We start from the raw sequence: 25,570 nt of genomic DNA, 5'->3' as shown, positions 1-25,570 counted from the left end.
CGACCATGGAAGCCTTCACCACCCACACCGGGATCGGCGTGCCGCTGCGCAGGTCCAACGTCGACACCGACCAGATCATCCCGGCGGTCTACCTCAAGCGGGTCACCCGCACCGGGTTCGAGGACGGGCTGTTCGCCGGCTGGCGCAGCGACCCGGAGTTCATCCTGAACAAGCCGCCCTACGACGCCGGCTCGGTGCTGGTGGCCGGACCGGACTTCGGCACCGGCTCCTCCCGCGAGCACGCCGTCTGGGCCTTGGGCGACTACGGCTTCCGGGTGGTCATCGCCTCCCGCTTCGCCGACATCTTCCGGGGCAACGCCGGCAAGCAGGGGCTGCTGGCCGCGCAGTGCAGCCAGTCCGACGTCGAGCTGCTCTGGAAGGTGCTCGAGGAGCGTCCCGGCACCCAGGTGAGCGTCGACCTCACCGAGCGGACCGTCACGGCGGGAAGCCTGGTGGTGCCGTTCGACATTGACGACTACACCCGCTGGCGGCTGCTGGAGGGCCTCGACGACATTGGTCTCACATTGAGACAGGTTGACGACATCACCGCCTTTGAGGAGTCCCGCCCCCGGTGGTTGCCGGTGACGACTCAGCAATTCTCGGGGTAATCGCCTTCGGCGCGCGCCAGAAATGGCCCGCCACTTGGACTCCTGTCGATTCTGGGTTTACCGTGGCGCCAGGTTGGCCCGTTCGGGGCCGCCCCTGGCGGAGGACTCGGGATGAACAAGGCGCAGCTCATCGATTCACTTTCCCAACGCCTGAACGGCGACAAGCGGGTGGCTGCGGAGGCCGTCCAACACATCGTGGACATCGTGGTGCGCACGGTGGAGGCGGGCGACCACGTGACGATCACCGGTTTCGGTGTGTTCGAGAAGCGAGCCAGGGCCGCACGGGTCGCCCGCAACCCGCGAACTGGGGAAACGGTGCGGGTGGCCCCCACGTCGGTACCCGCGTTCCGGCCTGGTGCCCAGTTCAAGGCGGTGGTCTCGGGCGAGCAGGAGCTGCCTGAGGACGCCCCGGCGGTCAAGCGCGCCTCGGCCGGCCAGGGAGGGGCCGGGCGCAAGCGCTCCGCCACGGGCAAGAAGTCGGACGCGGACAAGAAGAGTGGCCCAAAGAAGTCTGGTTCGACAAAAGACCCCACTTCGTCCAAAGGGAAGAAGGCGGACAGCAAGAAGAATAGTAAGTCAAAGAAATAGCTTCACGGGGAGTAGCTATTTCGCTTGACTATCTGTTGTTCTACCTCACTGTCCGTTTAACGCAACGGGGTGTCGAGATGATCAACCTCGATCACTCGACCCCCTTGCTGGGAGAGAACCCAGGTGCTGCCCTTTCGATTTCGGGAAGGGGGGAGGCCCACCTGGTCCCGCGCGGACAGCCAGTGCAGCAGGCCGGGGATGGCATCACCCTGGCTGCAGACGACGGGGGTCGTCGGCAGCTCGGCGATCTCCAGCAACCGCTTCTCGGCCAGCGCGGGGTCGGACTCGAACGCCTTGTCGGACAGGGCCGGCTCGGTGAGGACGGGCACGCCGAGGGCGTCGGCCAGCGGCTGCACGGTCTGCACGCACCGCACCAGGTCCGCGGCGTGCACCTCGGTGGCGCCGAAGGCCCGCAGGATCGGCACCAGCGCCGCTGCCTGCTGCCTGCCCACCGGTTCCAGCGGCCGCAGCCGGTCGTCTCCCTGGAACTGCTTGCGCGAGCCGGCCTTGGCGTGGCGCACCAGCAACAGGGTGGTGGTGTCGACCGGGCGCTCGGCGAACTGGTCGAGCACCCGTGCGTCGAAGGAGTAGCTGGCCAGCCGCCGGGCGTGCGGCAGGCTCAGCCAGCGCAGCTCGTCCACCTCGTCGTTGACCTGGAACTGCCCGCCCAGCACCCGGGCGGCCCAGTAGGTGACCACCTTCGGGCGGCCGTCGGTCCGGTAGGAGATGGTGCCGACGTACCGACCCAGGGCCACCCGCAGCCCGGTCTCCTCGGCCACCTCCCGGACCGCGGCGGTGGTGGCGTGCTCCCCGGGGTCCAGCTTGCCCTTGGGCAGCGACCAGTCGTCGTAGCGCGGGCGGTGCACCACGGCGACCTCCAGCGCGCCACCGGGGTCTCGGCGCCACACCACCGCGCCAGCGGCCCTGATCGGCTCCTCCACGCTCATCCGGCGGCCCCGTGGCGTCGCATGAGCTCCACCTGGTAGTCGCGGACCTGCTCGCCGGAGGCCGGGGCGGCCACCCACTCGCCGTCGGGACGCATCACCCAGCACCGGGTGGCGGGGTCCAGCGCGTCGTCGAAGACCGCCTCGAGCTCCTTGGTCAGCCGCGGGTCGGTCACCTGCACCATCACCTCCACCCGCCGGTCGAGGTTGCGGTGCATCATGTCGGCGCTGCCGATCCAGAACTCGTTGCCGCCGAGGAAGTGCATCACCCGGGAGTGCTCCAGGAAGCGGCCCAGGATGCTGCGCACGGTGATGTTCTCGCTGAGGCCGGGCACCCCGGGCTTGAGGGTGCAGATGCCCCGCACCACCACGTCCACCGAGACGCCGGCCTGCGAGGCGCGGTAGAGGGCGTCCACCACCTGCTCGTCCACCAGGGCGTTGGCCTTGAGCCGGATGCCGGCGGGCTCCCCCCGGCGGGCGTGCTCGATCTCGGCGTCGATGCGCTCGATGATGCCGCGGCGCACCCCGTACGGCGCCACCAGCAGGTTGCGGTAGGTGCGCTGGCGGGAGTAGCCGGTGAGGGAGTTGAACAGCTCGGTGAGGTCGCGGCCGATTTCCGGGGACGCGGTGAGCAGGCCGATGTCCTCGTAGAGCCGGGCGGTCTTGGGGTTGTAGTTGCCGGTGCCCAGGTGGGAGTAGCGCCGGATGGTGGTGCCCTCGCGCCGCACCACCAGGCAGATCTTGCAGTGCGTCTTCAGGCCCACCAGCCCGTAGACCACGTGCACCCCGGCCTGCTCCAGCTTGCGCGCCCACTTGATGTTGGCCTGCTCGTCGAAGCGGGCCTTGATCTCCACCAGCGCCACCACCTGCTTGCCGGCCTCCGCGGCGTCCACCAGGGCGTCCACGATGGGGGAGTCGCCAGAGGTGCGGTAGAGGGTCTGCTTGATGGCCAGCACCTGCGGGTCGGCGGCGGCCTGCTCCACGAAGCGCTGCACGCTGGTGGAGAACGAGTCGTAGGGGTGGTGCACCAGCACGTCGCCCTCGCGCAGGGTGGGGAAGACGCTCTTGGGGGTCTCCCGCTCGCCGAAGGCCGGGTGGGTGGCCGGCACGAACGGTGCGTCCTTGAGGTGCGGTCGGTCCACCCCGTAGATCTGCATGAGGCTGGTGAGGTCCAGCAGCCCGGGCACCTCGACCACGTCGCGCGGGTTGACGTCCAGCTCGCGCAGCAGCAGCTCGAGCATGTGCTCGGTCATGTCGTCGGCGACCTCCAGGCGCACCGGCGAGCCGAACCGGCGGCGAGCGAGCTCACGCTCCAGGGCCTGCAGCAGGTCCTCGTCCCGGTCCTCCTCCACCTCGAAGTCGGCGTTGCGGGTGATCCGGAAGGCGTGGTGCTCCACCACCTCCATGCCCGGGAACAGCGCGTCCAGGTGCGCCGAGATCAGCGCCTCCAGCGGCAGGAAGACGTCCTCGGCCAGGCGCACCCGCACGAAGCGGTCCACGTTGTCGGGCACCTTCACCCGGGCGAAGCGCTCGCCGCCGGACTGCACGTCGCGCACCGTCACCGCGAGGTTGAGGGAGAGCCCGCTGATGTAGGGGAAGGGGTGGGCGGGGTCGACGGCCAGCGGGGTGATCACGGGGAAGAGCTGCTCGCGGAAGTAGTGCGACAGGCGGGCGCGGGGCTCCTCCTCGAGGTCGTCCCAGCCGACGATGGCCACGCCCTCCTTGGCCAGCCCCGGCTGCACCTCGTCCAGGAAGACCCGGGCGTGCTTCTCCGCCAGCTCCTGGGTGCGCTCGGCGACCATGGCCAGCTGCTCGCGGGGGGACAGGCCGTCGGCCGAGCGCACGGACAGGCCGGTCTCGTCCCGGCGCTTCAGCCCGGCCACCCGCACCATGTAGAACTCGTCGAGGTTGGAGGCGAAGATCGACAGGAACTTGGCGCGCTCCAGCAGCGGGATGGAGGGGTCCTCGGCCAGGGCGAGGACCCGGGAGTTGAAGTCCAGCCAGCTGAGCTCTCGGTTGGCGTAGCGGTGGGCGGGCAGGTCGGTGGCCTGGGCCCGGCGGGGCGTGACCGCGGGCGGCGCGGTGGGCAGGCCCCGGTGCACGGCGGCGATGCCACCGTCGGCGTCGGCGGTGCCGTCGACTACGGCCGTGCCGTCGACCACGGTGGCGGTCTCCGGGTCGGTCGCGGGGTCACCGTCCGGGCCGCTGCTGGGGGGGACGTTCGAACCGGTGCTGGTCTCTGCGGTGCTCACACAGGACATCATCCCCCATTGCCACCGGGGACGGCGGCGGTCACCGGGGCGCTCGGATCCCTCGGGGGGCTGGCGCCCCGGGTCGCTCAGCCGGGCAGGGCCGCCGGGGCCGTGGTCACCAGCACCACCTCGCCGGCGGTGTTGCGGTGCACCCGCACCCGCTGGCCGGTGCGCAGCTGGCGCCAGCCGCCCAGGGCTGCGGCGGTGGGCGGGCAGGTGATGGTGCTGCCCTGGTCCCCGCGGACCACCAGCGCGCTGTCCGGCGCGTCCTGCACCGTGCCCGCGGTTCCCATGGCGTCGAGCACGGCGGCGGTGGCGGGTCCGACGCCCAGCCGCAGCGCCGCGGCGAGGTCCGTCACGGTGTCCACGTCGCAGCGCAGGCCCGGCCACCCGGGGGCGAGCGAGGTGGCGCCGGAGGAGGAGTGTGCGGCGGCCGAACCGGGGCCGAAGCGGGCGTTCAGCTCCACCCCGGTGGTGTGCAGCAGCGTGGTGCCGGTGCCGCTGCGGTCGGCGACGAAGCAGCGCAGGTGACCGGCGGCGGCGTCCAGGGCGGCGGCCAGCTCGGCGGGTCGAAGGGCCGGCAGGTCGGCCTGCAGCGCCACCAGCGGGCGGTGCGGGATCGTGGCGGCAGCGTGGGCGAGGGCGGGGTTGAGGCCGTCCACGTCGGGGTCGGCCAGCACCGCTGCACCCCACCGCACGGCGGTGGCGGCCACGGCGTCGTCCCGGGTGACCACGTGCACGCCGGCCACCTGCGGGGTGCGGGCGACGGCGGAGAGCGTGTCGGCGAGCATGGCCAGCACCAGGTCGCGGCGCCGGGCGTCGGGCACCGCCTCGGCCAGGCGGCTCTTGGCGTTGAGGAGGTCCTTCACGGCCAGCACCACGTGGACGCCCGCGGCGGAGGGGGTGGCAGTGGGGGAGGACACGGCTTGATCCTGCCAGCCGCAGGTCGCCGGAGCGGTTAGGCCATGATGGTCTGCCGGGCAGGACCGAGGCAGCAGACGTTTCAGGACAGGGGTTCGAGTGGCGCGAGTGGCCGTGCTGGGTGCGGGTTCGTGGGGCACCACCTTTGCCAAGGTGCTGGCCGACGCGGGCAGCGACGTGACGCTGTGGGCGCGCCGGCCCGAGGTCGCCCGCCAGGTGCAGGAGCAGCGGCGCAACGCCGACTACCTGCCCGGCGTGACGCTGCCGGACACCCTGTGCGCCACCTCCGACGCCCGAGCCGCCCTCGACGGAGCCGACATCGTGGCGCTGGCCGTGCCCGCGCAGTCGCTGCGGGAGAACCTGGTGGGGTGGACCGACGACCTTCCGGCGCACGCGACGCTGCTGTCGCTGGCCAAGGGCGTGGAGCTGGGCACCCTGCAGCGGATGACCGAGGTGGTGCGCGAGGTGACCGGGGCGGCCGCCGACCGGGTGGCGGTGCTGTCCGGGCCGAACCTGGCCCGCGAGATCGCGCTGGAGCAGCCCACCGCCACCGTGATCGCCTGCCTGGACCACGAGCGGGCGGTGGCCGTGCAGCAGGCGTGCACCAGCTGGTACTTCCGCCCGTACACCAACACCGACCTGCTGGGCTGCGAGCTGGCCGGGGCCTACAAGAACGTCATCGCGCTGGCCTGCGGGATGGCCGTGGGCATGGGGATGGGCGAGAACTCCCTGGCCAGCATCATCACCCGCGGCCTGGCCGAGACCACCCGCCTGGGCGTCGCGCTCGGTGCGGAGCCCGCCACCTTCGCCGGGCTGGCCGGGATGGGTGACCTGGTGGCCACCTGCTCGTCCACGCTGTCGCGCAACCGCACCTTCGGGGCGCGGCTGGGGGCGGGGGAGTCGCTGGAACAGGCGCAGCTGGCCACCAAGGGCCAGGTCGCCGAGGGCGTCAAGAGCTGCTCGGCCATCACCGAGCTGGCCGCCCGACACTCGGTGGACGTGCCCATCGCCGCCGGGGTGCACCGGGTGTGCCACGACGGGCTCAGCGTGCAGGTGCTGGCCTCCCAGCTGCTCGGCCGCAGGACCAAGCCGGAATGAGCACCCCCGAGCAGGGCCTGGGCGACTCCACCCGCTGCGTGCGCGCCGGGGTGGCCCCCGGGGCGCCGGGCGAGCCGATCATGCCCGGACCGGTGCTGGCCGCCCCGTACCACCTCAGCGCCGACGAGGGCAGCGAGAGCGACTTCTACGCGCGCAACTCCAACCCCACCTGGCGGGCACTGGAGCTGGCGCTGAGCCAGCTGGAGGGGGAGGGCTCGCCGGAGGTCGGTGCGGCGGTGTTCGGCACGGGGATGTCGGCCATCACCGTGCTGATGCGCACCGTGCTGCGGCCCGGGGACGTGCTGGTGATGCCCTCGGACGGGTACTACCTGGCGCGGGCGTACGCCGCGGAGAAGCTGGTGCCCCAGGGCATCGAGGTCCGCGAGGTGGACACCCCGGCGATGGTGGACGCAGTGGCTGGGGCACGGCTGGTGCTAGCCGAGACGCCGTCCAACCCGGGCCTGGACGTGGTGGACCTGCGCGCGCTGAGCGCTGCCTGCCGGCGGGCGGGAGCCCTGCTCGCGGTGGACAACACCACGGCCACCCCGCTGGGCCAGCTGCCGCTGCAGCTGGGCGCCGACGTGGTGGTGGCCAGCGGCACCAAGGCACTGTCCGGGCACAGCGACCTGCTGATGGGCTACCTGGCCACCGCTGACGCCGAGCTGCTCGGGCAGGTCTACCGCGAGCGGACGATGTCCGGGGTGGTGCTGGGACCGTTCGAGGCGTGGCTGGCCCACCGCAGCATCGGCAGTGCCGCGCTGCGGCTGGACCGCCAGGGCACCAACGCGGCGGCGCTGGCCGAGCTGCTGGTGCACCACCCGGCCGTGACCGACGTGCGCTGGCCGGGCCTGGCTGACGATCCTGCGCACGCGGTGGCCGCCACCCAGATGAGCCGGTTCGGCGGGTTGGTGCGCGGCGTGCTGCCCTCGGCGGAGGCGGTGCACGCCCTGGTGGCAGCCAGCGAGCTGACCACCCTGGCCACCAGCTTCGGCGGGCTGCACACCACCATCGACCGGCGGGCTCGCTGGGGTGATGACGTGGCGCCGGGGTTCTTCCGGCTCTCCTGCGGCATCGAGGACACCGACGACCTGGTCCGCGACCTCACCCAGGCGCTGGACTCGCTGCGCTAGCCCGATGCAGGGCTAGCCCCGGCCCCTGACGTGCGCGGGCACGGCGGCGTCCACCGGCAGCAGGGCACACGGCTGCGGCTCGCCCCAGCTCTGGGCCACGGGCAGCACCCCGGCCCAGGCTGTGCCCGCCTCGACGTCGGCGTCGTCGTCCACCGGGGGCCCCTGGCGCACCTTGACGCTGGCCTCGCTGGTGTCGATGGCCAGCACGGCCGTGGCGGCGAGCTCCTTGGCGGAGGGACCGCGGGCGTGCTCCCACGAGCCGGGCGTCACGTGCTCCACCAGGGCGCGCAGGGCGGCCAGCTTCTCCTGCGGGTCGGTCACCGGGCGGGCCTCGGCGTGCAGGACGGCGCTGCGGTAGTTGGCGGAGTGGTGGAACACCGAGCGGGCGTAGACCAAGCCGTCGAGCAGGGTGACGGTGAGGCAGACCCGGTGGCCGGCGGCGGCGCGCAGGCTCGGGGCGCCGGTGGAGGCGTGCACGTAGACGGTGTCGCCCACGCGGCCGTAGGTGGTGGGCAGCACCAGGGGAGCACCGTCGACCACCACGCCCAGGTGGGCGACCAGGCCGGCGTCGAGCACGGCGTGCAGGTCGGCCCGGTCGGTGCGGGCCCGCGCGGACTTGCGGACGGTGCTGCGCGGGGTCGGCGAGAGCTCGGGGGACATGCGCACGATCCTCGCACCCGAGGGCGGTGGGCTGCGACGGGTTTCAGCGCGGCAGGGCGGCGCAGAGCTGGTCGATCTCGTCGGTGGTGTTGTAGTAGTGCACGGAGGCGCGCACCAGGTCCTGCTGGGCGTGCGGGTCGAACCGGGAGTTGGCCGCGGTGGTGACGCTGGTGTTGATCCCCGCCCGGCGCAGCTGCGCCGAGACGTCGGCCGAGGCGGCGCCGTGCACGCTGAACGTGACGATGCCGCAGAGCCGCTCGCCGCGGTCGTGCACCTGGACGTGGGGGAGCTCGCGCAGCCGGTCGCGCAGCGTGGCGGCCACGGTGGTGATGCGTTCGGCGATGGCGGGCAGGCCCCACTGCAGGGCGTGGTCCACGGCGACGCCGAGGCCGATCTTTCCGGCGACGTTGCCCTCCCAGGTCTCGAAGCGGCGGGCACCGGGAGCGACCGTGAAGGTGTCGGGACCGGTCCAGGACGCGGAGTGCAGGTCGAGGAACGGCGGCTGGAGCCGGTCGGCGAGGGACTCGGCGACGTAGAGGAACCCGGTTCCCCGCGGGCCGCGGAGGAACTTGCGGCCGGTGGCCGAGAGCATGTCGCAGCCGAGCGTGCGGACGTCCAGGGGCAGCTGACCGGCGGACTGGCAGGCGTCGAGCAGGAAGGGGACCCCGGCGGCGCGGGTGAGCGTGCCGATGCCCTCGGCGGGGTTGACCAGGCCGCCGTGGGTGGGCACGTGGGTGACGGCGACCAGCTTGACGGTGCTGTCCAGCCGCTCGGCCAGGTCGGTCAGGTCGACCTGGCCGTGCTCGTCGTCGGCCAGGACCTCGATGCGCGCCCCCGTCCGCTGGGCGACCTGGAGCAGCGCCAGCGCGTTGCTGGCGTACTCCGCGGTGCTGGTGAGGATGCGGTCGCCGGGGGAGAAGGACAGCGAGTAGAACGCCATGTCCCACGCCCGGGTGGCGTTCTCCACCAGCGCGACCTCGGTGCTGGCGCAGCCGAGCAGCTCGGCCACCGCGGAGTAGGTGTGCGCAGTGGCCTCCGCCGCCTGTGCCGCGGCCTCGTACCCGCCGATGCGTGCCTCCAGCCGCAGGTGGTCGATGACCGCCTCGGTGACGGCGTCCGGGGGCAGCGCGGCACCGGCGTTGTTGAGGTGCGCCACCTCGCGGCAGCCTGAGGTCTCGCGACGGGCGCGGTCGACGTCCAGCGGCATGACCAGGACCTTAGCTAGAAGGGTGGTGGGTCGGCGCTGGCGGTGACGAGGCGGTGCGCAGCCGGGTGGGTGGCCTGGCCACGGTTGTGGTCGTCCCCGTCGGTGTTGTCCCCGTCGATGTCGTGGTGGGTGGGGACGTGGTGCAGGAACTCGTGACGCTCGGCGTCGGTGAGGTGGTCCTCGGACGGTGGTGGCAGGTGGTGTGCGTCGCCGGGGACGGTGTCGTGGGTGGTGCCGGTGGGGCTGGTCCAGCGCATGACAGCGCCGCGTTGGGGCTGCACGGTCCAGTCGCCGTGGGTCTTGAGGCGGTGGTGCCAGCGGCACAGGCACTGCAGGTTGGTGGCCTCGGTGAGCCCACCAGCGGCGGGGTTGGAGTGGTGGAAGGGCTCGACGTGGTCGAGGTCGCAGCGGGCGGCGGGCACCGCGCAGCCGGGGAAGCGGCAGTGGCCGTCGCGGGCGCGGACCAGCCGGGCCAGGGCTGCCCCGGGGGGGTAGCGGTGCACGGCTGCGGCGTGGGCGACGGCACCCGCGGGGGTCGGTGGGTCGGCGGCGATGATGGTGCCGCGGTGGGTGAGCAAGCGCTGCCAGGTGGCGTCGGCGGCCAGGGTGCGCACCACGTCGGCATCAAGCACACCCAGCCCGGCCAGCGCCCCGGGCAGGTCGGTGGCACCGGCGAGGGTGGCGGCGTCGATGCTGACCTGCAGCAACACCTTCGGCGTGGCCGGGGCCTGCGGGGCGCAGGGGCAGCCAGGATCGGTGCAGGTGCAGGCGAGGTGGTCCGCACCCAGGGCGAGGGCGGTGAGGGCGTCGGCGCGGCGCTGGGCGAGGCTGCGGGGATCGGCGCTGCAGACCGATTGCGCCAGCTGCCCCAGACGGGAGTCCAGCACCGCCCCGTCCACCGCCGGCAGCAGGCCCCACACCGACGCCAGTCCGTCGGTGTCGGCCCGCACCTGCAGATCCCGGTCGTGGTGGGCGCGCCGGCGGCGCTCGCGCACCCCGTCGGGGTCGACCTCGGCCACGATCCGGTCGAGTGCTGCCACCAGCCGGGCCCGGGTCAGCTCCCGACCTGGACGCAGCGCGACCTCCAGGATTCGGGCCTCCACCGCCGCCGCCACCGACTCCTCCAGGCCGGTGGTGCGGTCGGCGATCGCCCGCACCCGGGTGAAGTCCAGCTCCCCGCGGGCGAAGGCCAGCCGGGTCAACGGCAACCGCTCCGCCAGCGCCGCCCCCACGTGCACGAACACCCCCGCCATCGCACGGCTCACCGTCAGGGCGACGCCCACCTCGGCGGCGACGAACTCCCCGACCTGCGCGGCACACACCTGGGCGCGGAGATCGTCCTCGCACCGGCGTCGGTACAGCTCCGCCACCGCCGCGAGCTTGCCGGCCGCGTGTGCAGCCTCCGCCCGGGCATGCGCAGCCATCAGCGCCACGAGCTCCTCGGTGGTGCACGCCCCCGGTCTCGGGTGCTCCGACAACGTCGCTGATTCGAACATGTGTTCGACTTTACCGGCAGGCTCGCGCCGTGGCTAGGGCGATTCGGGCCACCTTGGGTGACTCACGGTGCCAACTGGGCCCTCCTAGGCCACTGCCTGTCATAGTGCGTAACCATGAGTGAGGTTCCGGAGACGTCCGACGAACGGTGGCGCGCCGCGCTGCAGGACGTCGTCGAGCGTCGCACCCCGCTCGTGCTGCACGCCCAGCCCATCGTGGAGCTCACCACCGGACGGGTCGCCGGCTACGAGCTGCTGTCGCGCTTCACCGGCCCCTGGCAGGCCTCGCCGGACCGCTGGTTCGCCGCCGCCGACCACTGGGGCTTCAACGCCGAGCTGCAGTCCCGCGTGCTCAGCGCCGGCATCGCCGCACGCGCCCACCTGCCGGCCAACACCTTCCTCACCGTCAACGTCGACCCCCACCTGCTCACGGTCGGTCAGGTCGCCGACGTCCTCACCGGCACCGACGACCTCACCCGCGTCGTGCTCGAGCTCACCGAGCACACCCAGGGCAGCGAGCACCCCACGGCGGCGGCGGTGATCGAGCACGTCCGCAGCGTCGGCGGGCTCATCGCCATGGACGACGCCGGCACCGGCTACGCCGGGCTGAGCAAGCTGCTGACGCTGCGGCCGGACATCGTCAAGCTGGACCGCGAGCTGGTCACCGGCATCGACCGCGACCCGGTGAAGCGCTCCCTGGTGGAGGTCTTCGGCGACCTCGCCGGTCGGATGGACGCCTGGATCCTGGCCGAGGGCATCGAGACCACCGACGAGCTGGACGCGCTGATCGCGCTGGGTGTGCCCCTCGGGCAGGGCTGGGCGCTGGCCCGCCCCGCGCCCACCATGCTCACCGAGCTGGAGCCCGACACGGTCACCCGCATCCGCAGCACCGCCAGCCGTACCGTTCTCGGCGACCACGTCGCCTCCTTGGTGCGCACCGCGGTGGTGGGCTCCGACCCGCTCACCTGCGACGTGCTGGTCGCCGACACCGGCCGCGTCACCCAGGTGCGGGTGCCGGGGGCGGTGCGCGGGTCGACGAGCGGGTGGGCTCCGGCGATGACCGTGGCGCCGAGCGCTGACGTGGTGGAGGTGGCTCGCCGGGCTGTGGTGCGCGCGGAGCCCCACCGGTTCGCCCCGCTGGTGTGCACCGACGGAGCGGGTTCGGTCCTTGGCACCGTCACCGTGGATGACCTCGTCGTGGCCCTCTGTCGGCGGCCCTAGCCGCTCAGGAGATCGTGGGGCCGGCCGATGGGGGAGAGACGACACTCCATCGAGAGAGGCCAGACATGAAGAGCTTTCGCTGCGGCGACGTGGTGCCCGGGTGCACCGCTGCGTTCACCGGTACCGAGGACGAGATCCTGGCCCAGGCCGCCAGGCACGCCGCCAGGGACCACGGCATGACCAGCGTGTCGCCCGAGATGGTGCTGCAGGTGCGTGGGGCGATGACCCCCCTGACCGCCTGACCTTGCTGGTGCGCTGCCGCGTCGACCAAGGCGCCGAATCGGCGTGACCAGCGTCATGGTGTGATCCGTTATCTACTCTCCAGTAAGGTAACGGCCATGACGAGCACCAAGAGCCATGAGACGAGCTCAGGCGCGCCGCGTCCGGCCCAGCGCGACGCCATGGGCTACGGCCTCGCAGCGCTGAACTGGTTGGCCGGGTCGTCCGTGCTGGATCGCCTGAAGATGCGCAAGCGCGCCGAGCAGGTGGCCTACCAGGCATCGCGCAGCGGCTTCCGCGTGGCGGGGGCGGCCAGCCGGGGCTTCAGCGCGGTGAACCAGCTGGGCAAGCCCGCCCGCCTGCCTGCCGCCCGCCCCAGCGACCTGTTCGACCTCACCCCCGACGACGAGCAGCAGATGATCGTGGAGACGGTGGCCGACTTCGCCGCCGAGCAGCTGCGCCCCGCCGCCTCAGAGGCCAACGAGGCCTGCGCTCCGCCGCCCGGGCTGCTGGAGCGGGTCAACGAGCTGGGCGTGACGCTGGTCGGCGTGCCCGAGGAGCTGGGCGGGGTGGGCAGCGAGCGCTCCGCCGTCACCAACGTCCTGGTGGCCGAGGCCCTGGCGCACGGTGACATGGGCCTGGCGGTCTCCTGCCTGGCGCCGTCGGCCGTCAGCACCGCCCTGGTGCTCTGGGGCGACGCAGCCCAGCAGGCCAAGTACCTGCCGGCCTTCGTGGGCGAGGACGTCCCGGCCGCCGCGCTGGCCGTGCTCGAGCCGCACCCGCTGTTCGACCCCTTCGCGCTGCGCACCACCGCGCGGCGCTCCGGCACAGGGTTCGTGCTCACCGGCGCCAAGTCGCTGGTGCCGCGGGCTGCCGAGGACGAGCTGTTCATCATCGCCGCAGAGCTAGAGGGCACCGGTCCCGCGCTGTTCGTGGTGGAGTCCAGCAGCGTCGGGCTGAGCATCGAGGCAGAGCCGGCCATGGGGCTGCGGGCCGCGAGCATGGGACGGGTGATGCTCGACGAGGTGCACCTGCCCGCCGACGCGCTGCTCGGGGCGGGACGTCCCGAGGTGTACGCCGAGTGCATCCGGCTGGGCCGCCTCGGCTGGAGCGCTCTCGCGCTGGGCACGAGCAAGGCCGTGCTGGACTACGTCACCCCCTACGTCAACGAGCGCATCGCCTTCGGCGAGCCCATCAGCAACCGGCAGGGCGTGGCCTTCAAGGTGGCGGACATGGCCATCGAGCTGGAGGGCATGCGCCTGGTCACCTACCGGGCCGCAAGCCGGGCCGCGCAGGGCAAGGACTTCGCCAGGGACACCGCCCTGGCCCGCAAGCTGTGCGCCGAGCGCGGCATGAGCATCGGCAGCGACGGCGTGCAGCTGCTCGGCGGCCACGGATTTGTCAAGGAGCACCCGGTCGAGCGGTGGTACCGCGACCTCCGCAGCATCGGCGTGATGGAAGGAATCGTGCTCGCATGATCAACCTCGAGGTTCCCAGGAAGTTCACCGCCTTCGTCAACCAGGCGCACCAGACCGCCGCGGAGGTGCTGCGGGCGAACTCGCGCAAGTACGACTCCGCCGAGCACGCCTACCCCAAGGAGCTGGACCTGCTGGCGTCCGTCGTCGACGGGCTCAACGACTCCTCGGCCACCGGCGGTGCCGGTGCTGCCGGTGTGCGCCGCACCGCCCAGAGCGGGGAGCAGAAGAACGCCAACGGCTCCAACATGTCCACCGCGCTGTCCATCATGGAGATGTGCTGGGGCGACGTGGGCCTGCTGCTGTCCATGCCGCGCCAGGGCCTGGGCAACTCGGCGATCGCCTCGGTGGCCAACGACGAGCAGCTCGAGCGCTTCGCCGGCACCTGGGCGTCGATGGCCATCACCGAGCCGCAGTGCGGGTCGGACTCCGCGGCCATCCGCACCACGGCGGTGCTCGACGGCGACCACTACGTGCTCAACGGCGAGAAGATCTTCGTCACCTCCGGCGAGCGGTCGGACTCCGTGGTGGTGTGGGCGACGCTGGACAAGAATCTCGGTCGCGCCGCCATCAAGTCGTTCCTGGTGCCCAAGGACACCCCGGGCCTGACCGTGGCTCGCCTGGAGCACAAGCTGGGGATCCGGGCGTCGGACACCGCCACGCTGTTCCTGGAGAATTGCCGGGTGCCCAAGGAGAACCTGCTGGGCAACCCGGAGATCGACACCTCCGGCGGCTTCGCCGGTGCCATGCAGACCTTCGACAACACCCGCCCGCTGGTGGCCGCGATGGCCGTCGGCTGCGCCCGGGCGGCCATCGAGGAGACCCGCGACCTGCTGGCCGAGGCCGGCGTGGTGGTGGACTACGACCGGCCCGCCGCCCAGCAGTCGCACGCCGCGGCAACGCTGCTGGGCATGGAGGCCGACTGGGAGGCCGCGTACCTGCTGGTGCTGCAGGCGGCGTGGATGGCCGACAACGGCAAGCCGAACTCGCTGCAGGCGTCGATGGCCAAGGCCAAGGCCGGCCGGGTGGGCACCGAGATCACCCTGCGCTGCGTGGAGCTGGTCGGCTCGATCGCCTACTCCGAGCACTCCCTGCTGGAGAAGTGGGCCCGCGACTCCAAGATCCTGGACATCTTCGAGGGCACCCAGCAGATCCAGCAGCTGATCGTGGCGCGCAGACTGCTGGGGAAGAGCTCGGCCGAGCTGAAGTAGGCCGGCTCACCCGGGACAGGTTCGGAGGCTGCGGATGTGGTGGGAAGGCAGGATGGTGCCCCGGGCAGCGGTGCTGCTGTGGGCGGACGGTCTTCCCGGAGAGGCTGGCCAGCCGGCGTACCCGGAGCTGGCTCGACTCACCGTGACGGTCACCTCCCGCGCCGAGCTGGAGCTCCTCCTGCTCCGCGTCCGTGCCGCCGAGCACCTGCACCTGCTCGAGGTCGTCGACGTCCCCGCCCACGTGCGCACCGTGGTGGTGCTCGGGCTGGCTGACGCCGGCGTGCTGGGCGGGGACGTCACCCTGCTCGCCGAGCTGCACCGCCTCGGCGTGCGGGTGCTCGCACCCATCCACGGCCACGGCAACGCCGCCGGCTCGGGCGCCCTCGACCGCGTGGACGCGGGGCTCACCGAGCACGGCCAGGTGCTGCTCGCCGAGCTCAACGCGGTGGGCATGGTGGTGGACGTCGCCGGGGCCAGCGAGCGCGCCACCGTGCAGATGTGCGAGCTCACCCGCGCCCCGCTGCTCATCAGCCACTGCGTGCTGGACGCCGACTGCGCGGTTCCCGGTGCCATCACCGTCGGGCAGGCGCGGGCCTGCGCGGCGACCGGCGGGGTGATCGGCATCGGCACCCCGGCAACCGCCGCCACGGTCGGGGCGGAGGACTTCCTCGCCCTGCTCGAGCGGGCGGTGGCCCTGGTGGGCGCCGAGCACGTGGGGCTGGGTGCCGTGGCCCCCGAGGTCCTGCGGGGACTGGACGGCACGCTGCGCGCGCGGGGGTGGTCGGCCTCGGACGCGGCCGCCGTGATCGGGGGTAACGCGGTGCGGGTGGCCCGGCAGGTGCTGGGTCGGGGGTAGCGCCACACCAGTGGGTGACACCTCAGTGGGATGGCGGAGGATCGGCCCGGCACCCCGGTAGCGTTGCGCCCATGGTTGAACGACGCACCAAGGTTGCTGTGGTCTACGGCGGACGCAGCAGCGAGCACGCCGTGAGCTGCGTGTCGGCGGGCAGCGTGCTCAGCCACCTCGACCCGGAGCGCTTCGAGGCCGTGCCCCTGGGGATCACCCGGGACGGCGCGTGGGTGCTGGGCACCACCGACCCCGAGGCGCTGGCCATCCACGGCCGCACCCTGCCCAGCGTGGACCCCGACGGCGTCTCTGTGGCGCTGTGCGTCGACCAGCACCGCGGCGGCGACGTGGTGGCGCTCGACCCGGACCGTGCCGGCGAGGTGCTCGCCACGGTGGACGTGGTGTTCCCCGTGCTGCACGGCGCCTACGGCGAGGACGGCACGGTGCAGGGGATGCTCGAGCTGGCGGGGCTGCCCTACGTCGGCGCCGGCGTGCTCGCCAGCGCGGCGGGGATGGACAAGGAGCTCACCAAGAAGCTGCTGGCCGCCGAGGGACTGCCCGGGGGCACCCAGGTGGCGCTGCGCGGTGGTGTGGCCACCCTGGACCAGGGGCAGCGCGAGCGGCTCGGGCTTCCCGTGTTCGTCAAGCCGGCCCGGGCAGGGTCGTCGTTCGGCGTCAGCAAGGTGACCAGCTGGGACCACCTGGACGCCGCCATCGCCGAGGCCCGGCGCTTCGACCCCAAGGTGGTCATCGAGTCGGCCGTGGTGGGCCGCGAGGTGGAGTGCGGGGTGCTCGAGCTGCCCGACGGCACCGTGCGCGCCAGCCTGCCCGCGGAGATCCGGCTGCTCAAGGCCGACGACGACAACGCCTTCTACGACTTCGACACCAAGTACCTCGACGACGTGGTGGCCTACGACATCCCCGCGGTGCTGGACGAGCAGACCCTCACCGCCATGCAGGAGATGGCGGTGACGGCCTTCCACGCCCTCAGCGGTCAGGGCCTGGCCCGGGTGGACTTCTTCGTCTGCGAGGACGGCTCGCTGGTGATCAACGAGGTCAACACCATGCCAGGGTTCACCCCCATCTCCATGTACCCGCAGATGTGGGCGGCCAGCGGCATGGACTACCCGTCCCTGCTGAGCACCCTCGTGGACACCGCCGTCGCCCGCGGAACCGGCCTGCGCTGAGGCCCTGACGCCCTAGCGGACCGGGGCGGGGTCCAGCGCCGTGGCGGGCAGGGTGGCCCGCACGGTGGACGAGATCTCCTGCACCGGGGTGGGGCCGGTGCCGTTGGGCAGGGTCAGGCCGACGTAGACGGCCCGGTCGACGGCCACCCACGTGGTGGAGCTGAGCCCGACCTCGGCGCCGGAGATCTGCAGCCACTGCACACCGTCCACCTCCACCAGCGCCGCCGCGGTGTCGAACTCGGCGGGCCGGTCGATGCCACAGCGCAGCACCACGGGGTCGGCCGACTCCGGGCCCTGCCACGCCGCAGCCCCGGCCGGTGCCGGCTGGACCAGCTGGGCTCGCTCGTCCTCGCCGAGCTGCTGTGGCAGCGCGGCCAGCAGGCTGGTGCACTCCGGCGACGTCGCCTCCGGGGCAGGGATCGCGCCCACCACCACCGGCCCGTCGCCGGCGCTGTCGTCCTTGGCGATCACCGCCGCAGCGATCACGCCCACGGCCAGGGCCACCGGCAGGGCCACGGCAGCGGCGAGGACAGCAGGGGGATGGGTGCGCGACACCGTCGGTCAGCTCCTCACTCGGGGTCGCCGCCACTGCAGGTACTGCCGCGGAGGGGCGGGCACCAGCAGGGTAGAAACTACTGCCAGGGAAACGGCTGCCAAGCAGGAGCGGCGGCGGCGACGTCGAACCACTCATCGACCGGGTCGTCCCGATCGCTGCCAAGGTACCCGCAGCCGGATCACCGCACCGCCACGACCACAGTCAGCAGGAGGCCCCCGATTACGTCCGCATCGAGCAAGCAGACCGTCGCCGACATCGGCGAGCTCGGGGTGATCGACCGGGCCGTGCGCGGCCACGTGCAGCCCGACACCACCCTGCTCGGTCCCGGTGACGACGCCGCGATCGTGCGCGCCGCCGACTCCCGCGTGGTCGCCAGCACCGACGTGCTGGTGGAGGGCGTGCACTTCCGGCTGGACTGGTCCACGGCCGAGCAGGTGGGGCGCAAGGCCATCGCCCAGAACGCCGCGGACATCGCCGCGATGGGAGCCCACTCCACGGCGTTCCTGGTGGGGCTGTGCTGCCCGTCCAGCACTCCGGTCGAGGTGGTCGACGGCCTGGTCAAGGGGATGTGGGCGGCAGCTTCTGAGCTGGGCGCAGGCATCGTCGGCGGCGACGTGGTGCGGTCGGACAACGTGGTGATCTCGGTGACTGCGCTGGGTGACCTGCGCGGACGGGAGCCGGTCACCCGCTCCGGCGCCCAGGTTGGCGACGTGGTGGCGCTGGCCGGCCGGGTGGGCTGGTCCGGCGCCGGGTTGGCCGTGCTCAGCCGGGGCTTTCGCGCCCCGGCGGCGGTGGTGCTGGCCCACCGCGAGCCCGAGCCCCCCTACGCCGCCGCGCTGGCCGCCGCCGCGGCCGGGGCCACGGCCATGACCGACGTCTCCGACGGGTTGCTGGCTGACGCCGGGCACCTGGCCGCCGCCTCCGGGGTGGGCATCGAGCTGCGCCGGCGACCGCTCACCCCGCCGCAGCGCCTGGTGGACGTGGGCAACGCGCTGGGCGTGGACCCGTGGACCTGGGTGCTCACCGGCGGCGAGGACCACGCGTTCCTGGCCACCTTCCCGGCCGGCACCGCCCTGCCCGAGGGCTGGGAGGCCATCGGCACGGTGCACGCGGGCGCCGGGGCCCAGGTGGACGACAAGCGGTGGACCGAGGCCGACGGCCCCACCGGCTGGCAGGCGTTCGGCAAGTGAGCCAGGTGGTGCTGTGAGCCAGGTGGTGCTGCGCCCGGTCGACTACGGCGTCGCCGAGGTGGCCGAGCTGGAGCGGCAGGTGCAGGCGGAGTACGCCCGCCGCTACGGCGGCGGTGACGACACGGTGCTGCAGCCCGAGCAGTTCCGGCCGCCCCGCGGGCTCTTCCTGCTGCTGACGGTGGACGGGGTGCCCTCCGGCATGGGCGGCTGGCGGGCCAGGGACGCCGACGGGCGGTTCGTGCAGGACGGCGACGCCGAGGTCAAGCGGATGTACGTGGTGCCCCAGGCACAACGCCAGGGGCACGCCCGCACGCTGCTGGCCGAGCTGGAGCGCACCGCCGCCCAGCACGGGCGCACCCGGATGATCCTGGAGACCGGGATGGCGCAGCCGGAGGCGATCGCGCTGTACACCTCCGCCGGCTACACCGAGATGGGCCGGTTCGGCCTGTACGCGCACGAGGAGTCGGCCCGCTACTACGCCAAGGTGCTCGGCGGCTAGGTTCGCCCCCATGGCCATCTACGCCCTCGGCGACATCGCGCCCACCGTCCACCCCGACGCCTTCGTGCACCCCGACGCCACGGTGATCGGCAACGTCACGCTGGCTGCGGGCGCCTCGGTGTGGCCGCAGGCGGTGCTGCGCGGCGACTACGGGACCATCACCGTGGGGGAGCGCACGAGCGTGCAGGACGGCACCGTGGTGCACTGCACCGACTGGCACCCCACCGACATCGGTGCGGACTGCGTGGTGGGCCACAACGCGCACGTCGAGGGAGCCACCATCGGCGACGGCTGCCTGATCGCGTCGGGCTCGGTGGTGCTCAACGGGGCGGTGGTCGGCGACGGCGCCGTGGTCGGTGCGGGCGCGGTGGTGGGCTTCAACGGCAAGGTCCCCGCCCGGACGATGGCCCTGGGGGTGCCGGCCCGCATCCGGGAGGGCCACGAGGTGGCCGAGGGCTCCACCCTTCCGGTGGTGCAGAAGTACCTGGAGAACATCACCCGCTACCGCGACGAGCTGCGCCGGCTGGACTGAGCGGCCGCCCGGGCGCCGGATAGCATCTGCGCTCGTGGCTGGACGACCGTTGAACGAGGTGGTGGAGGCCGGCTGGGCGCAGGCCCTCGCGCCGGTGGCCGACAACATCGCCGAGATGGGTGAGTTCCTGCGTGCGGAGGTGGCCGCCGGACGGCGCTACCTGCCGTCGGGTGCGGCGGTGCTGCGGGCGTTCCAGCAGCCCTTCCACGCGGTGAAGGTGCTCATCGTGGGCCAGGACCCCTACCCGACGCCGGGGCACGCAGTGGGGCTGAGCTTCTCGGTGGCCCCGGACGTGCGGCCGGTGCCCCGCAGCCTGGCCAACATCTTCCGCGAGTACACCGACGACCTGGGCCTGCCCATGCCCAGCACCGGCGACCTCACGCCGTGGACCGAGCAGGGAGTGCTGCTGCTCAACCGCGTGCTGACCGTGCGCCCGGGGGAGTCGGCCGCGCACCGCGGCAAGGGGTGGGAGGCGATCACCGAGCAGGCCATCCGGGCGCTGGTGGACCGGCCCGACCCGCTGGTGGCCGTGCTCTGGGGCAAGGACGCCGGCACCCTCACCGAGCTGCTGGGCGACGTGCCGATCATCGCCTCGGCGCACCCCTCGCCGATGTCGGCCTCCCGCGGGTTCTTCGGCTCGCGCCCGTTCAGCCGGGTCAACGCCGAGCTGGAGGACCTGGGCGAGGAGCCGGTGGACTGGCGCCTGCCCTGACACGCCGGGTGACGTGGCTCGGGCTCTCGGCGTGAGGCACAGTGGAGTGATGACGCCCGGCAACCACCTCCCCGACGGCACGAGCAGACCCGGCGGGGCACAGGTGGTGACCGAGCAGGACACCGACGACCGGCAGACCGAGCGTGCGGTGCGCGCCTGGATCAGCAAGCACCCCGGGTGCGGCCGCGACGCCGTGGCCGCGGGCGTGGGGGTGCCGGTGGAGCGGGTGAGCGAGATCCTCGGGTCCGAGGCGGGGCTGCTGCTCACCGAGACCCGGGCGCGGGTGCCCGAGTTCAGCGACGCGGAGATCATCGCCTGCCTGCAGCACGCGGCGGCCACCCTGGGCAGCCCGCTGGCAGTGAGCAAGTACGACGCGGTGAACACCAGCGGCCCCTCCAGCGCCCGCATCATCCAGCGCTTCGGCTCCTGGAACGCCGGCTGCGAGGCGGCGGGCCTGGCCGTCAACAAGGGGCGGGTGAGCTACTCGCGGGGCTGGACGCGCCAGTCGGTGCTGGAGGCGGTGGCCGACTACCTCGCGTCGGAGCGGCCGACGGGCTCCTACGCCGACTACACCGCCTGGGCCCGCCGCACGCCGGGCGCGCCCAGCGGGCAGACGCTGCGCAACTACGTGGGCGCGTGGTCCAGCGCCAAGGCCGAGGCCATGGTGGTGCTGGCCCAGCGACGGCACTAGCCGCCCTGGGGCCGGTGAGCGGGCACGAAAAAGACCCGGTGGAGAACCACCGGGTCTGTTTCACACAACCAGCTCAGGCGCGAACGACCTTGCCCGCCTTGAGGCAGGAGGTGCAGACGTTGAGCTTCTTGCGGTTGCCGGGGGACACCTCGGCGCGAACCGTCTGGATGTTGGGGTCCCAACGGCGCTTGGTACGTCGGTGCGAGTGCGAGACCGACATGCCGAAGCCGGGTCCCTTGGCGCAGACGTCACAGACGGCAGCCATAGTCGGACTCCTCGATAGTCATTACTTCACGGACAACCCGGCTAGCGTAGCGGGCGCACGCCGGCTCAGACAAACGACCCCACCAGCAGTCCCGCCGCCCCGCCGCCCGGGCACCAGTCGCGCTGTCGGGGCACGCGGATAGTCTCAGGTGACCCGCCCACGGGGCTGATCACCCCGGAGCACACCAAGGAGACGTCAGGTGCTGCAGCTGCTCGACGCCGCCGCACTACGGCGCTGGGCGGACGCCTGCGTGGAGGTGCTCACCACCCACTGCGCGGAGATCAACGGGCTCAACGTCTTTCCGGTTGCCGACTCCGACACGGGCAGCAACTTGCTGCACACCCTGCGGGCGGGGCTCGACGCCCTGGTCCGCGCGCCCGAGGAGGTCAGCCAGAGCTGCTCGGCCACGGCGGCCGCTCTGGCCCGCGGCACCCTGGTCGGTGCCCGGGGCAACTCCGGGGTGCTCATCTCCCAGGTGCTGCGCGGGCTGGCCGAGACCGTCCCCACCGACGCCGGCCTCACCGGCGCCGATCTCTCCGCGGCGCTGCGCCGGGCCGACGAGCTGGCCTACGCGTCGGTGGGCGAGCCGGTGGAGGGCACCGTGCTCACCGTGCTGCACGCCGCTGCCGAGGCCGCGCAGCGGGTGGAGCAGCCCAGCCTGGCCGCGGTGGCCACCGCCGCTGCCCGGGCCGCCACCGAGGCGCTCGCCCACACCCCGTCGCAGCTGTCCGTGCTGGCCAAGGCCGGGGTGGTGGACGCCGGCGGCCGGGGGCTGGTGCTCATGCTCGACGCGCTGGTGGCCGTGGTCACCGGCACCGCCGCCCCCAACCCGGTGCGCACCGTCAGCGCCCGGCCCGCGGAGATGCTCACCGCCGAGCGGGAGAGCGGGTCGTCGGCGCACGACTACGAGGTGATGTACCTGCTCGACGGCACGGGCCCGGAGCAGGTCGCCGGGCTGCGCGAGCACCTCAACGCCATCGGCGACTCGGTGGTGGTGGTGGGTGACGGCAGCGACCTGTACTCGGTGCACGTGCACTGCAACGACATCGGCGCTGCGGTGGAGGCCGGCGTGGTGGCCGGGCGTCCGCACCGCATCACCGTGGCCCGCTTCGCCGACGTCGCCGAGCCCCGCCAGGACAGCGGCCGGCTCACCAGGGAGCGGGCGCTGCTGGCCCTGGTGTCCGGGGCGGAGACGGCCTCGCTGTTCGCCGGGGAGGGCGCGGTGGTGCTGCGCTGCGGACCTGGCCCGGTGGAGCCGGACGCGGTGCGCAGCGCCATCGAGGACACCCGCGCCGGCCACGTCACGGTGCTGCCCAACGGCCTGGTGCCCCAGCGCGAGCTGATCGACGTGGTGGCCGCCATCCGCAAGGCCGGGCAGGGCGTGACGGTGCTGCCCAGCAGCTCACCCGTGCAGGGGCTGGCCGCGCTGGCCGTGCACGACCCCGGCCGCGACCACGAGGACGACACCCTGGCCATGGCCGAGGCCGCCACCGCCACCCGTCGCGGCGCGGTGCGGGTGGCCCGCGAGCAGGCGCTGACCTGGGTGGGCCGCTGCGAGCCCGGCGACGTGCTGGGCCTGCTGGACGACGAGGTGGTGCTCATCGCCCGCGGGGACGATCCGGCCGAGCAGCAGTCCGAGGCGGTGCGCGGTCTGCTGGACCGCATGCTCGACGCCGGTGGTGAGCTGGTGACGGTGCTGACGGGGGAGGGCATGGACGCGACGCTGGAGCAGGAGATGGCCGACCACGTGCAGGCGGTGCACCCCGGGGTCGAGCTGGTGGTCTACCCAGGTGGCGTGCTGGGAGACGTCGCCGTGCTCGGGGTGGAGTGAGCCCGTGGCGCAGCTGACCGACCCGCTGGGGCACGTGCTGGGGGAGAAGGCGGGCAAGGCCCTGGCCAAGACGTTGGACCTGCACACCGTGGACGACCTGCTGCGGCACTACCCGCGCCGCTACGCCGAGCGCGGCGAGCTGACGTCGATCGCCGGGCTGGAGGAGGACGAGCACGTCACGGTGATGGCGCGCATCGCCAAGGTGGACCTGCGCAAGATGCAACAGCGTCGCGGCACGATCCTCACGCTCACCATCACCGACGGCAGCAGCGAGCTCACCTGCACCTACTTCAACCAGCCCCACCTGGCCAAGGAGCTCACCCGCGGCCGGCGCGGGCTGTTCGCCGGCAAGGTCAGCCGCTACCGCCGGTCGCTGCAGCTGACCAACCCGCAGTACCTGCTGCTGCCCGACGACGACCACCTCACCGCCAGCTCCTCGGAGGGCTCGGGGGTGCTGGGGCTGGCCGCGGTGCCCGACGAGCGCGACTTCACCCGCCCGCTGCTGCCGGTGTACCCCTCCGCGGCCGGGCTGCCGTCCTGGACGGTGGCGCAGTGCGTGCGGGTGGTGCTGGACGTGCTGGAGGAGCCGGTGGACCCGCTGCCGGAGCAGCTGCGCACCGAGCACCAGCTGGCGCCGCTGGGCCAGGCGCTGCGGGCGGTGCACCTGCCGGAGGACGAGGCCGAGCTGGCCGCGGCCCGCCAGCGGCTGCGCTTCGACGAGGCGCTGGCCCTGCAGCTGGTGCTGGCCCAGCGCCGCCACGCCGACACCGAGCGCAGCGCCCCGGCGCTGCCCCCGCGCCCGGACGGCCTCGCCGCCGCCTTCGAGCGGCAGCTGCCGTTCGCGCTCACCGAGGGCCAGCAGCAGGTGGGCGCGGAGGTGGCCGCCGACCTCGCCCAGACGCACCCGATGAGCCGGTTGCTGCAGGGCGAGGTGGGCTCGGGCAAGACGGTCGTCGCGCTGCGGGCCATGCTCGCCGCCGTGGACGCCGGCCGCCAGGCTGCGCTGCTGGCGCCCACCGAGGTGCTCGCCGCCCAGCACGCCCGCTCGCTGGCGGACATGCTCGGCCCGCTGGGTCGTGCCGGTGAGCTGGACAGCGCCGAGCAGGCCACCCGGGTCACCCTGGTCACCGGCTCCATGCCGACCGCGGCCAAGCGCCGGGCGCTGCTGGAGGTGGTCACCGGCGACGCCGGGATCGTGGTGGGCACGCACGCGCTGATCCAGGACACCGTGCAGTTCTTCGACCTGGGCCTGGTGGTGGTGGACGAGCAGCACCGCTTCGGCGTGGAGCAGCGCGACGCCCTGCGCGAGCGTGGCCGCGACGGCGCCACCCCGCACCTGCTGGTGATGACCGCCACCCCCATCCCGCGCACCGTGGCGATGACGGTGTTCGGTGACCTCACCGTCTCCACGCTGCGCGAGCTGCCGCGCGGGCGCTCACCGATCGCCAGCTCGGTGGTGCCGGTGCTGGAGAAGCCCGCCTGGCTGGATCGCGCCTGGGAGCGGGTGCGCGAGGAGGTGGCGGCCGGTCGGCAGGCCTACGTGGTGTGCTCGCGCATCGGCGACGACGGCTCGGCGGAGGACGAGGTGGCGGCCGCCAAGGGGGGCGAGGGCCCGGAGACGTCGGCGGTGCTGGAGGTGGCGCCGGAGCTGGCGGCGGGACCGCTGGCGGGGTTGCGGGTGGAGGCCCTGCACGGGCGGCTGCCCAGCGACGAGAAGGACGCCATCATGCGGGCCTTCGCCGGGGGCGAGATCGACGTGCTGGTGGCCACCACGGTGATCGAGGTGGGCGTGGACGTGCCTAACGCCACCACCATGGTGATCATGGACGCCGAGCGCTTCGGCGTGAGCCAGCTGCACCAGCTGCGCGGCCGGGTGGGCAGGGGCGGGCACGCCGGGCTGTGCCTGCTGCTCACCAGCGCCGCGCCGGGCAGTCGTTCCCGCGAGCGCATCGAGGCCGTCGCCGCCACCACCGACGGGTTCGAGCTGGCCCAGCTGGACCTGGAGCAGCGCCGGGAGGGCGACGTGCTGGGCGTGGCGCAGTCCGGGCACAAGTCGTCGCTGCGGATGCTCTCGCTGCTGCGCGACACCGAGGTGATCGCCGCCGCCCGCGAGCAGGCGGAGCTGATCGTCGCTGGCGACCCCACCCTCCAGGCGCACCCCGGGCTGGCCGCGATGGTGACCTCGGCCCTGGACGGCGAGCGGGTCAGCTACCTGGTCAAGGCCTGAGCGGGG

At 73.2% G+C, this 25,570-nt stretch carries 24 protein-coding genes and 1 pseudogene; 17 read left to right on the top strand and 8 right to left on the bottom strand.

Going from position 1 to position 25,570, the window contains the following annotated elements; genetic code table 11:
• Nucleotides 1-5: 5 nt before the first annotated feature.
• Together leuD and AC3YNX_RS14625 are read left to right on the top strand one after the other, a co-directional pair.
• Complete coding sequence (leuD, locus tag AC3YNX_RS14630; protein ID WP_127782676.1) at nucleotides 6-608, top strand: 3-isopropylmalate dehydratase small subunit; 603 nt, start codon at nucleotides 6-8, stop codon at nucleotides 606-608.
• Nucleotides 609-719: 111 nt separating this feature from the next.
• Nucleotides 720-1,196, top strand: coding sequence for an HU family DNA-binding protein (locus AC3YNX_RS14625; protein WP_489995900.1), 477 nt, complete (start codon nucleotides 720-722; stop codon nucleotides 1,194-1,196).
• Nucleotides 1,197-1,252: 56 nt separating this feature from the next.
• Here the strand turns inward: AC3YNX_RS14625 and AC3YNX_RS14620 are convergent, their stop codons facing one another.
• From AC3YNX_RS14620 to cofC, 3 genes and pseudogenes are all read right to left on the bottom strand, one after another.
• Entirely contained in the window at nucleotides 1,253-2,143 is an 891-nt protein-coding gene (locus tag AC3YNX_RS14620) for an NUDIX hydrolase (protein ID WP_127782678.1), read from the bottom strand.
• A complete protein-coding gene (locus AC3YNX_RS14615; protein ID WP_127784733.1) occupies nucleotides 2,140-4,302 on the bottom strand; it encodes an RNA degradosome polyphosphate kinase in 2,163 nt (720 codons plus the stop codon). Before AC3YNX_RS14615 ends, AC3YNX_RS14620 begins: the two co-directional genes overlap by 4 nt.
• A gap of 383 nt (nucleotides 4,303-4,685) precedes the next feature.
• A pseudogene (gene cofC / locus AC3YNX_RS14610) lies at nucleotides 4,686-5,315 on the bottom strand (2-phospho-L-lactate guanylyltransferase); the annotation flags it as partial.
• A 97-nt stretch (nucleotides 5,316-5,412) separates the two neighbouring features.
• On the opposite strand from cofC, the gene AC3YNX_RS14605 reads away from it, so the two are divergent.
• Both AC3YNX_RS14605 and AC3YNX_RS14600 read left to right on the top strand, forming a co-directional pair.
• Nucleotides 5,413-6,411 carry an NAD(P)H-dependent glycerol-3-phosphate dehydrogenase gene (locus AC3YNX_RS14605; protein WP_489983395.1) on the top strand — a complete coding sequence of 333 codons (999 nt, stop codon included), beginning with the start codon at nucleotides 5,413-5,415 and terminating at the stop codon, nucleotides 6,409-6,411.
• Nucleotides 6,408-7,541 (top strand): cystathionine gamma-lyase, encoded by a 1,134-nt coding sequence (locus AC3YNX_RS14600; RefSeq protein WP_489995899.1) that lies wholly within the window; start codon nucleotides 6,408-6,410, stop codon nucleotides 7,539-7,541. Before AC3YNX_RS14605 ends, AC3YNX_RS14600 begins: the two co-directional genes overlap by 4 nt.
• A 12-nt stretch (nucleotides 7,542-7,553) precedes the next feature.
• Here the strand turns inward: AC3YNX_RS14600 and AC3YNX_RS14595 are convergent, their stop codons facing one another.
• From AC3YNX_RS14595 to AC3YNX_RS14585, 3 genes are read right to left on the bottom strand one after another with little or no spacing between them, the layout of a single operon-like run.
• Nucleotides 7,554-8,201 carry a pyridoxamine 5'-phosphate oxidase family protein gene (locus tag AC3YNX_RS14595; RefSeq protein ID WP_489995898.1) on the bottom strand — a complete coding sequence of 216 codons (648 nt, stop codon included), beginning with the start codon at nucleotides 8,199-8,201 and terminating at the stop codon, nucleotides 7,554-7,556.
• A gap of 43 nt (nucleotides 8,202-8,244) precedes the next feature.
• The gene (locus AC3YNX_RS14590) at nucleotides 8,245-9,408 is read right to left on the bottom strand and encodes an aminotransferase class V-fold PLP-dependent enzyme (protein WP_489995897.1); all 1,164 of its coding nucleotides are present in this window, start codon (nucleotides 9,406-9,408) and stop codon (nucleotides 8,245-8,247) included.
• 14 nt (nucleotides 9,409-9,422) lie between these two features.
• Nucleotides 9,423-10,904 (bottom strand): HNH endonuclease signature motif containing protein, encoded by a 1,482-nt coding sequence (locus AC3YNX_RS14585; RefSeq protein ID WP_489995896.1) that lies wholly within the window; start codon nucleotides 10,902-10,904, stop codon nucleotides 9,423-9,425.
• A 114-nt stretch (nucleotides 10,905-11,018) separates the two neighbouring features.
• Between AC3YNX_RS14585 and AC3YNX_RS14580 the strand changes: the two genes are divergently transcribed.
• From AC3YNX_RS14580 to AC3YNX_RS14555, 6 genes are all read left to right on the top strand, one after another.
• Nucleotides 11,019-12,122: an EAL domain-containing protein gene (locus AC3YNX_RS14580; RefSeq protein ID WP_489995895.1), complete on the top strand. Its 1,104-nt coding sequence runs from the start codon at nucleotides 11,019-11,021 to the stop codon at nucleotides 12,120-12,122.
• Between the two features lie 65 nt (nucleotides 12,123-12,187).
• The gene (locus AC3YNX_RS14575) at nucleotides 12,188-12,364 is read left to right on the top strand and encodes a DUF1059 domain-containing protein (protein WP_127782686.1); all 177 of its coding nucleotides are present in this window, start codon (nucleotides 12,188-12,190) and stop codon (nucleotides 12,362-12,364) included.
• 96 nt (nucleotides 12,365-12,460) lie between these two features.
• Complete coding sequence (locus AC3YNX_RS14570) at nucleotides 12,461-13,819, top strand: acyl-CoA dehydrogenase family protein (protein ID WP_206518127.1); 1,359 nt, start codon at nucleotides 12,461-12,463, stop codon at nucleotides 13,817-13,819.
• Nucleotides 13,816-15,027, top strand: coding sequence for an acyl-CoA dehydrogenase family protein (locus AC3YNX_RS14565; RefSeq protein WP_489995894.1), 1,212 nt, complete (start codon nucleotides 13,816-13,818; stop codon nucleotides 15,025-15,027). Before AC3YNX_RS14570 ends, AC3YNX_RS14565 begins: the two co-directional genes overlap by 4 nt.
• 52 nt (nucleotides 15,028-15,079) lie before the next feature.
• Complete coding sequence (locus AC3YNX_RS14560; protein ID WP_489995893.1) at nucleotides 15,080-15,883, top strand: dipeptidase; 804 nt, start codon at nucleotides 15,080-15,082, stop codon at nucleotides 15,881-15,883.
• 71 nt (nucleotides 15,884-15,954) lie between these two features.
• Entirely contained in the window at nucleotides 15,955-17,061 is a 1,107-nt protein-coding gene (locus AC3YNX_RS14555) for a D-alanine--D-alanine ligase family protein (RefSeq protein ID WP_489995892.1), read from the top strand.
• A 12-nt stretch (nucleotides 17,062-17,073) separates the two neighbouring features.
• Here AC3YNX_RS14555 and AC3YNX_RS14550 read toward each other — a convergent pair whose 3' ends face one another.
• A complete protein-coding gene (locus tag AC3YNX_RS14550) occupies nucleotides 17,074-17,616 on the bottom strand; it encodes a DUF3515 domain-containing protein (protein WP_489995891.1) in 543 nt (180 codons plus the stop codon).
• 219 nt (nucleotides 17,617-17,835) lie between these two features.
• On the opposite strand from AC3YNX_RS14550, the gene AC3YNX_RS14545 reads away from it, so the two are divergent.
• The 5 genes from AC3YNX_RS14545 to AC3YNX_RS14525 are packed head-to-tail and all read left to right on the top strand — an operon-like array spanning nucleotide 17,836 to nucleotide 21,241.
• A complete protein-coding gene (locus AC3YNX_RS14545) occupies nucleotides 17,836-18,807 on the top strand; it encodes a thiamine-phosphate kinase (RefSeq protein ID WP_489983487.1) in 972 nt (323 codons plus the stop codon).
• 13 nt (nucleotides 18,808-18,820) lie between these two features.
• Complete coding sequence (locus AC3YNX_RS14540; RefSeq protein ID WP_489983386.1) at nucleotides 18,821-19,306, top strand: GNAT family N-acetyltransferase; 486 nt, start codon at nucleotides 18,821-18,823, stop codon at nucleotides 19,304-19,306.
• A 10-nt stretch (nucleotides 19,307-19,316) separates the two neighbouring features.
• Nucleotides 19,317-19,838, top strand: coding sequence for a gamma carbonic anhydrase family protein (locus AC3YNX_RS14535; protein WP_127782691.1), 522 nt, complete (start codon nucleotides 19,317-19,319; stop codon nucleotides 19,836-19,838).
• A 34-nt stretch (nucleotides 19,839-19,872) separates the two neighbouring features.
• Nucleotides 19,873-20,550 carry a uracil-DNA glycosylase gene (locus AC3YNX_RS14530; RefSeq protein WP_489983385.1) on the top strand — a complete coding sequence of 226 codons (678 nt, stop codon included), beginning with the start codon at nucleotides 19,873-19,875 and terminating at the stop codon, nucleotides 20,548-20,550.
• 49 nt (nucleotides 20,551-20,599) lie between these two features.
• Complete coding sequence (locus tag AC3YNX_RS14525; RefSeq protein ID WP_127782693.1) at nucleotides 20,600-21,241, top strand: homing endonuclease associated repeat-containing protein; 642 nt, start codon at nucleotides 20,600-20,602, stop codon at nucleotides 21,239-21,241.
• A gap of 73 nt (nucleotides 21,242-21,314) precedes the next feature.
• Here the strand turns inward: AC3YNX_RS14525 and rpmB are convergent, their stop codons facing one another.
• Complete coding sequence (gene rpmB, locus AC3YNX_RS14520; protein WP_127782694.1) at nucleotides 21,315-21,506, bottom strand: 50S ribosomal protein L28; 192 nt, start codon at nucleotides 21,504-21,506, stop codon at nucleotides 21,315-21,317.
• A gap of 199 nt (nucleotides 21,507-21,705) precedes the next feature.
• Between rpmB and AC3YNX_RS14515 the strand changes: the two genes are divergently transcribed.
• Nucleotides 21,706-23,337 carry a DAK2 domain-containing protein gene (locus AC3YNX_RS14515; RefSeq protein ID WP_206518128.1) on the top strand — a complete coding sequence of 544 codons (1,632 nt, stop codon included), beginning with the start codon at nucleotides 21,706-21,708 and terminating at the stop codon, nucleotides 23,335-23,337.
• Between the two features lie 4 nt (nucleotides 23,338-23,341).
• Complete coding sequence (recG, locus tag AC3YNX_RS14510) at nucleotides 23,342-25,564, top strand: ATP-dependent DNA helicase RecG (RefSeq protein ID WP_489995890.1); 2,223 nt, start codon at nucleotides 23,342-23,344, stop codon at nucleotides 25,562-25,564.
• The last annotated feature ends 6 nt before the right edge of the window (nucleotides 25,565-25,570 follow it).

Source organism: Rhodococcus sp. Z13_19A, assembly GCF_058133575.1.
The sequence above is the reverse complement of the archived record's forward strand: the minus strand, read 5'-3'. Positions and strand labels throughout refer to the sequence as shown.

What these genes read in the sequence shown, in the direction of transcription:
- leuD (WP_127782676.1), top strand. Translation starts at nt 6, where the DNA reads ATGGAAGCCTTCACCACCCACACCGGGATCGGCGTGCCGCTGCGCAGG.
- AC3YNX_RS14625 (WP_489995900.1), top strand. Translation starts at nt 720, where the DNA reads ATGAACAAGGCGCAGCTCATCGATTCACTTTCCCAACGCCTGAACGGC.
- AC3YNX_RS14620 (WP_127782678.1), bottom strand. Translation starts at nt 2,143, where the DNA reads ATGAGCGTGGAGGAGCCGATCAGGGCCGCTGGCGCGGTGGTGTGGCGC.
- AC3YNX_RS14600 (WP_489995899.1), top strand. Translation starts at nt 6,408, where the DNA reads ATGAGCACCCCCGAGCAGGGCCTGGGCGACTCCACCCGCTGCGTGCGC.
- AC3YNX_RS14595 (WP_489995898.1), bottom strand. Translation starts at nt 8,201, where the DNA reads ATGTCCCCCGAGCTCTCGCCGACCCCGCGCAGCACCGTCCGCAAGTCC.
- AC3YNX_RS14590 (WP_489995897.1), bottom strand. Translation starts at nt 9,408, where the DNA reads ATGCCGCTGGACGTCGACCGCGCCCGTCGCGAGACCTCAGGCTGCCGC.
- AC3YNX_RS14585 (WP_489995896.1), bottom strand. Translation starts at nt 10,904, where the DNA reads ATGTTCGAATCAGCGACGTTGTCGGAGCACCCGAGACCGGGGGCGTGC.
- AC3YNX_RS14580 (WP_489995895.1), top strand. Translation starts at nt 11,019, where the DNA reads ATGAGTGAGGTTCCGGAGACGTCCGACGAACGGTGGCGCGCCGCGCTG.
- AC3YNX_RS14575 (WP_127782686.1), top strand. Translation starts at nt 12,188, where the DNA reads ATGAAGAGCTTTCGCTGCGGCGACGTGGTGCCCGGGTGCACCGCTGCG.
- AC3YNX_RS14570 (WP_206518127.1), top strand. Translation starts at nt 12,461, where the DNA reads ATGACGAGCACCAAGAGCCATGAGACGAGCTCAGGCGCGCCGCGTCCG.
- AC3YNX_RS14565 (WP_489995894.1), top strand. Translation starts at nt 13,816, where the DNA reads ATGATCAACCTCGAGGTTCCCAGGAAGTTCACCGCCTTCGTCAACCAG.
- AC3YNX_RS14560 (WP_489995893.1), top strand. Translation starts at nt 15,080, where the DNA reads ATGGTGCCCCGGGCAGCGGTGCTGCTGTGGGCGGACGGTCTTCCCGGA.
- AC3YNX_RS14555 (WP_489995892.1), top strand. Translation starts at nt 15,955, where the DNA reads ATGGTTGAACGACGCACCAAGGTTGCTGTGGTCTACGGCGGACGCAGC.
- AC3YNX_RS14535 (WP_127782691.1), top strand. Translation starts at nt 19,317, where the DNA reads ATGGCCATCTACGCCCTCGGCGACATCGCGCCCACCGTCCACCCCGAC.
- AC3YNX_RS14525 (WP_127782693.1), top strand. Translation starts at nt 20,600, where the DNA reads ATGACGCCCGGCAACCACCTCCCCGACGGCACGAGCAGACCCGGCGGG.
- rpmB (WP_127782694.1), bottom strand. Translation starts at nt 21,506, where the DNA reads ATGGCTGCCGTCTGTGACGTCTGCGCCAAGGGACCCGGCTTCGGCATG.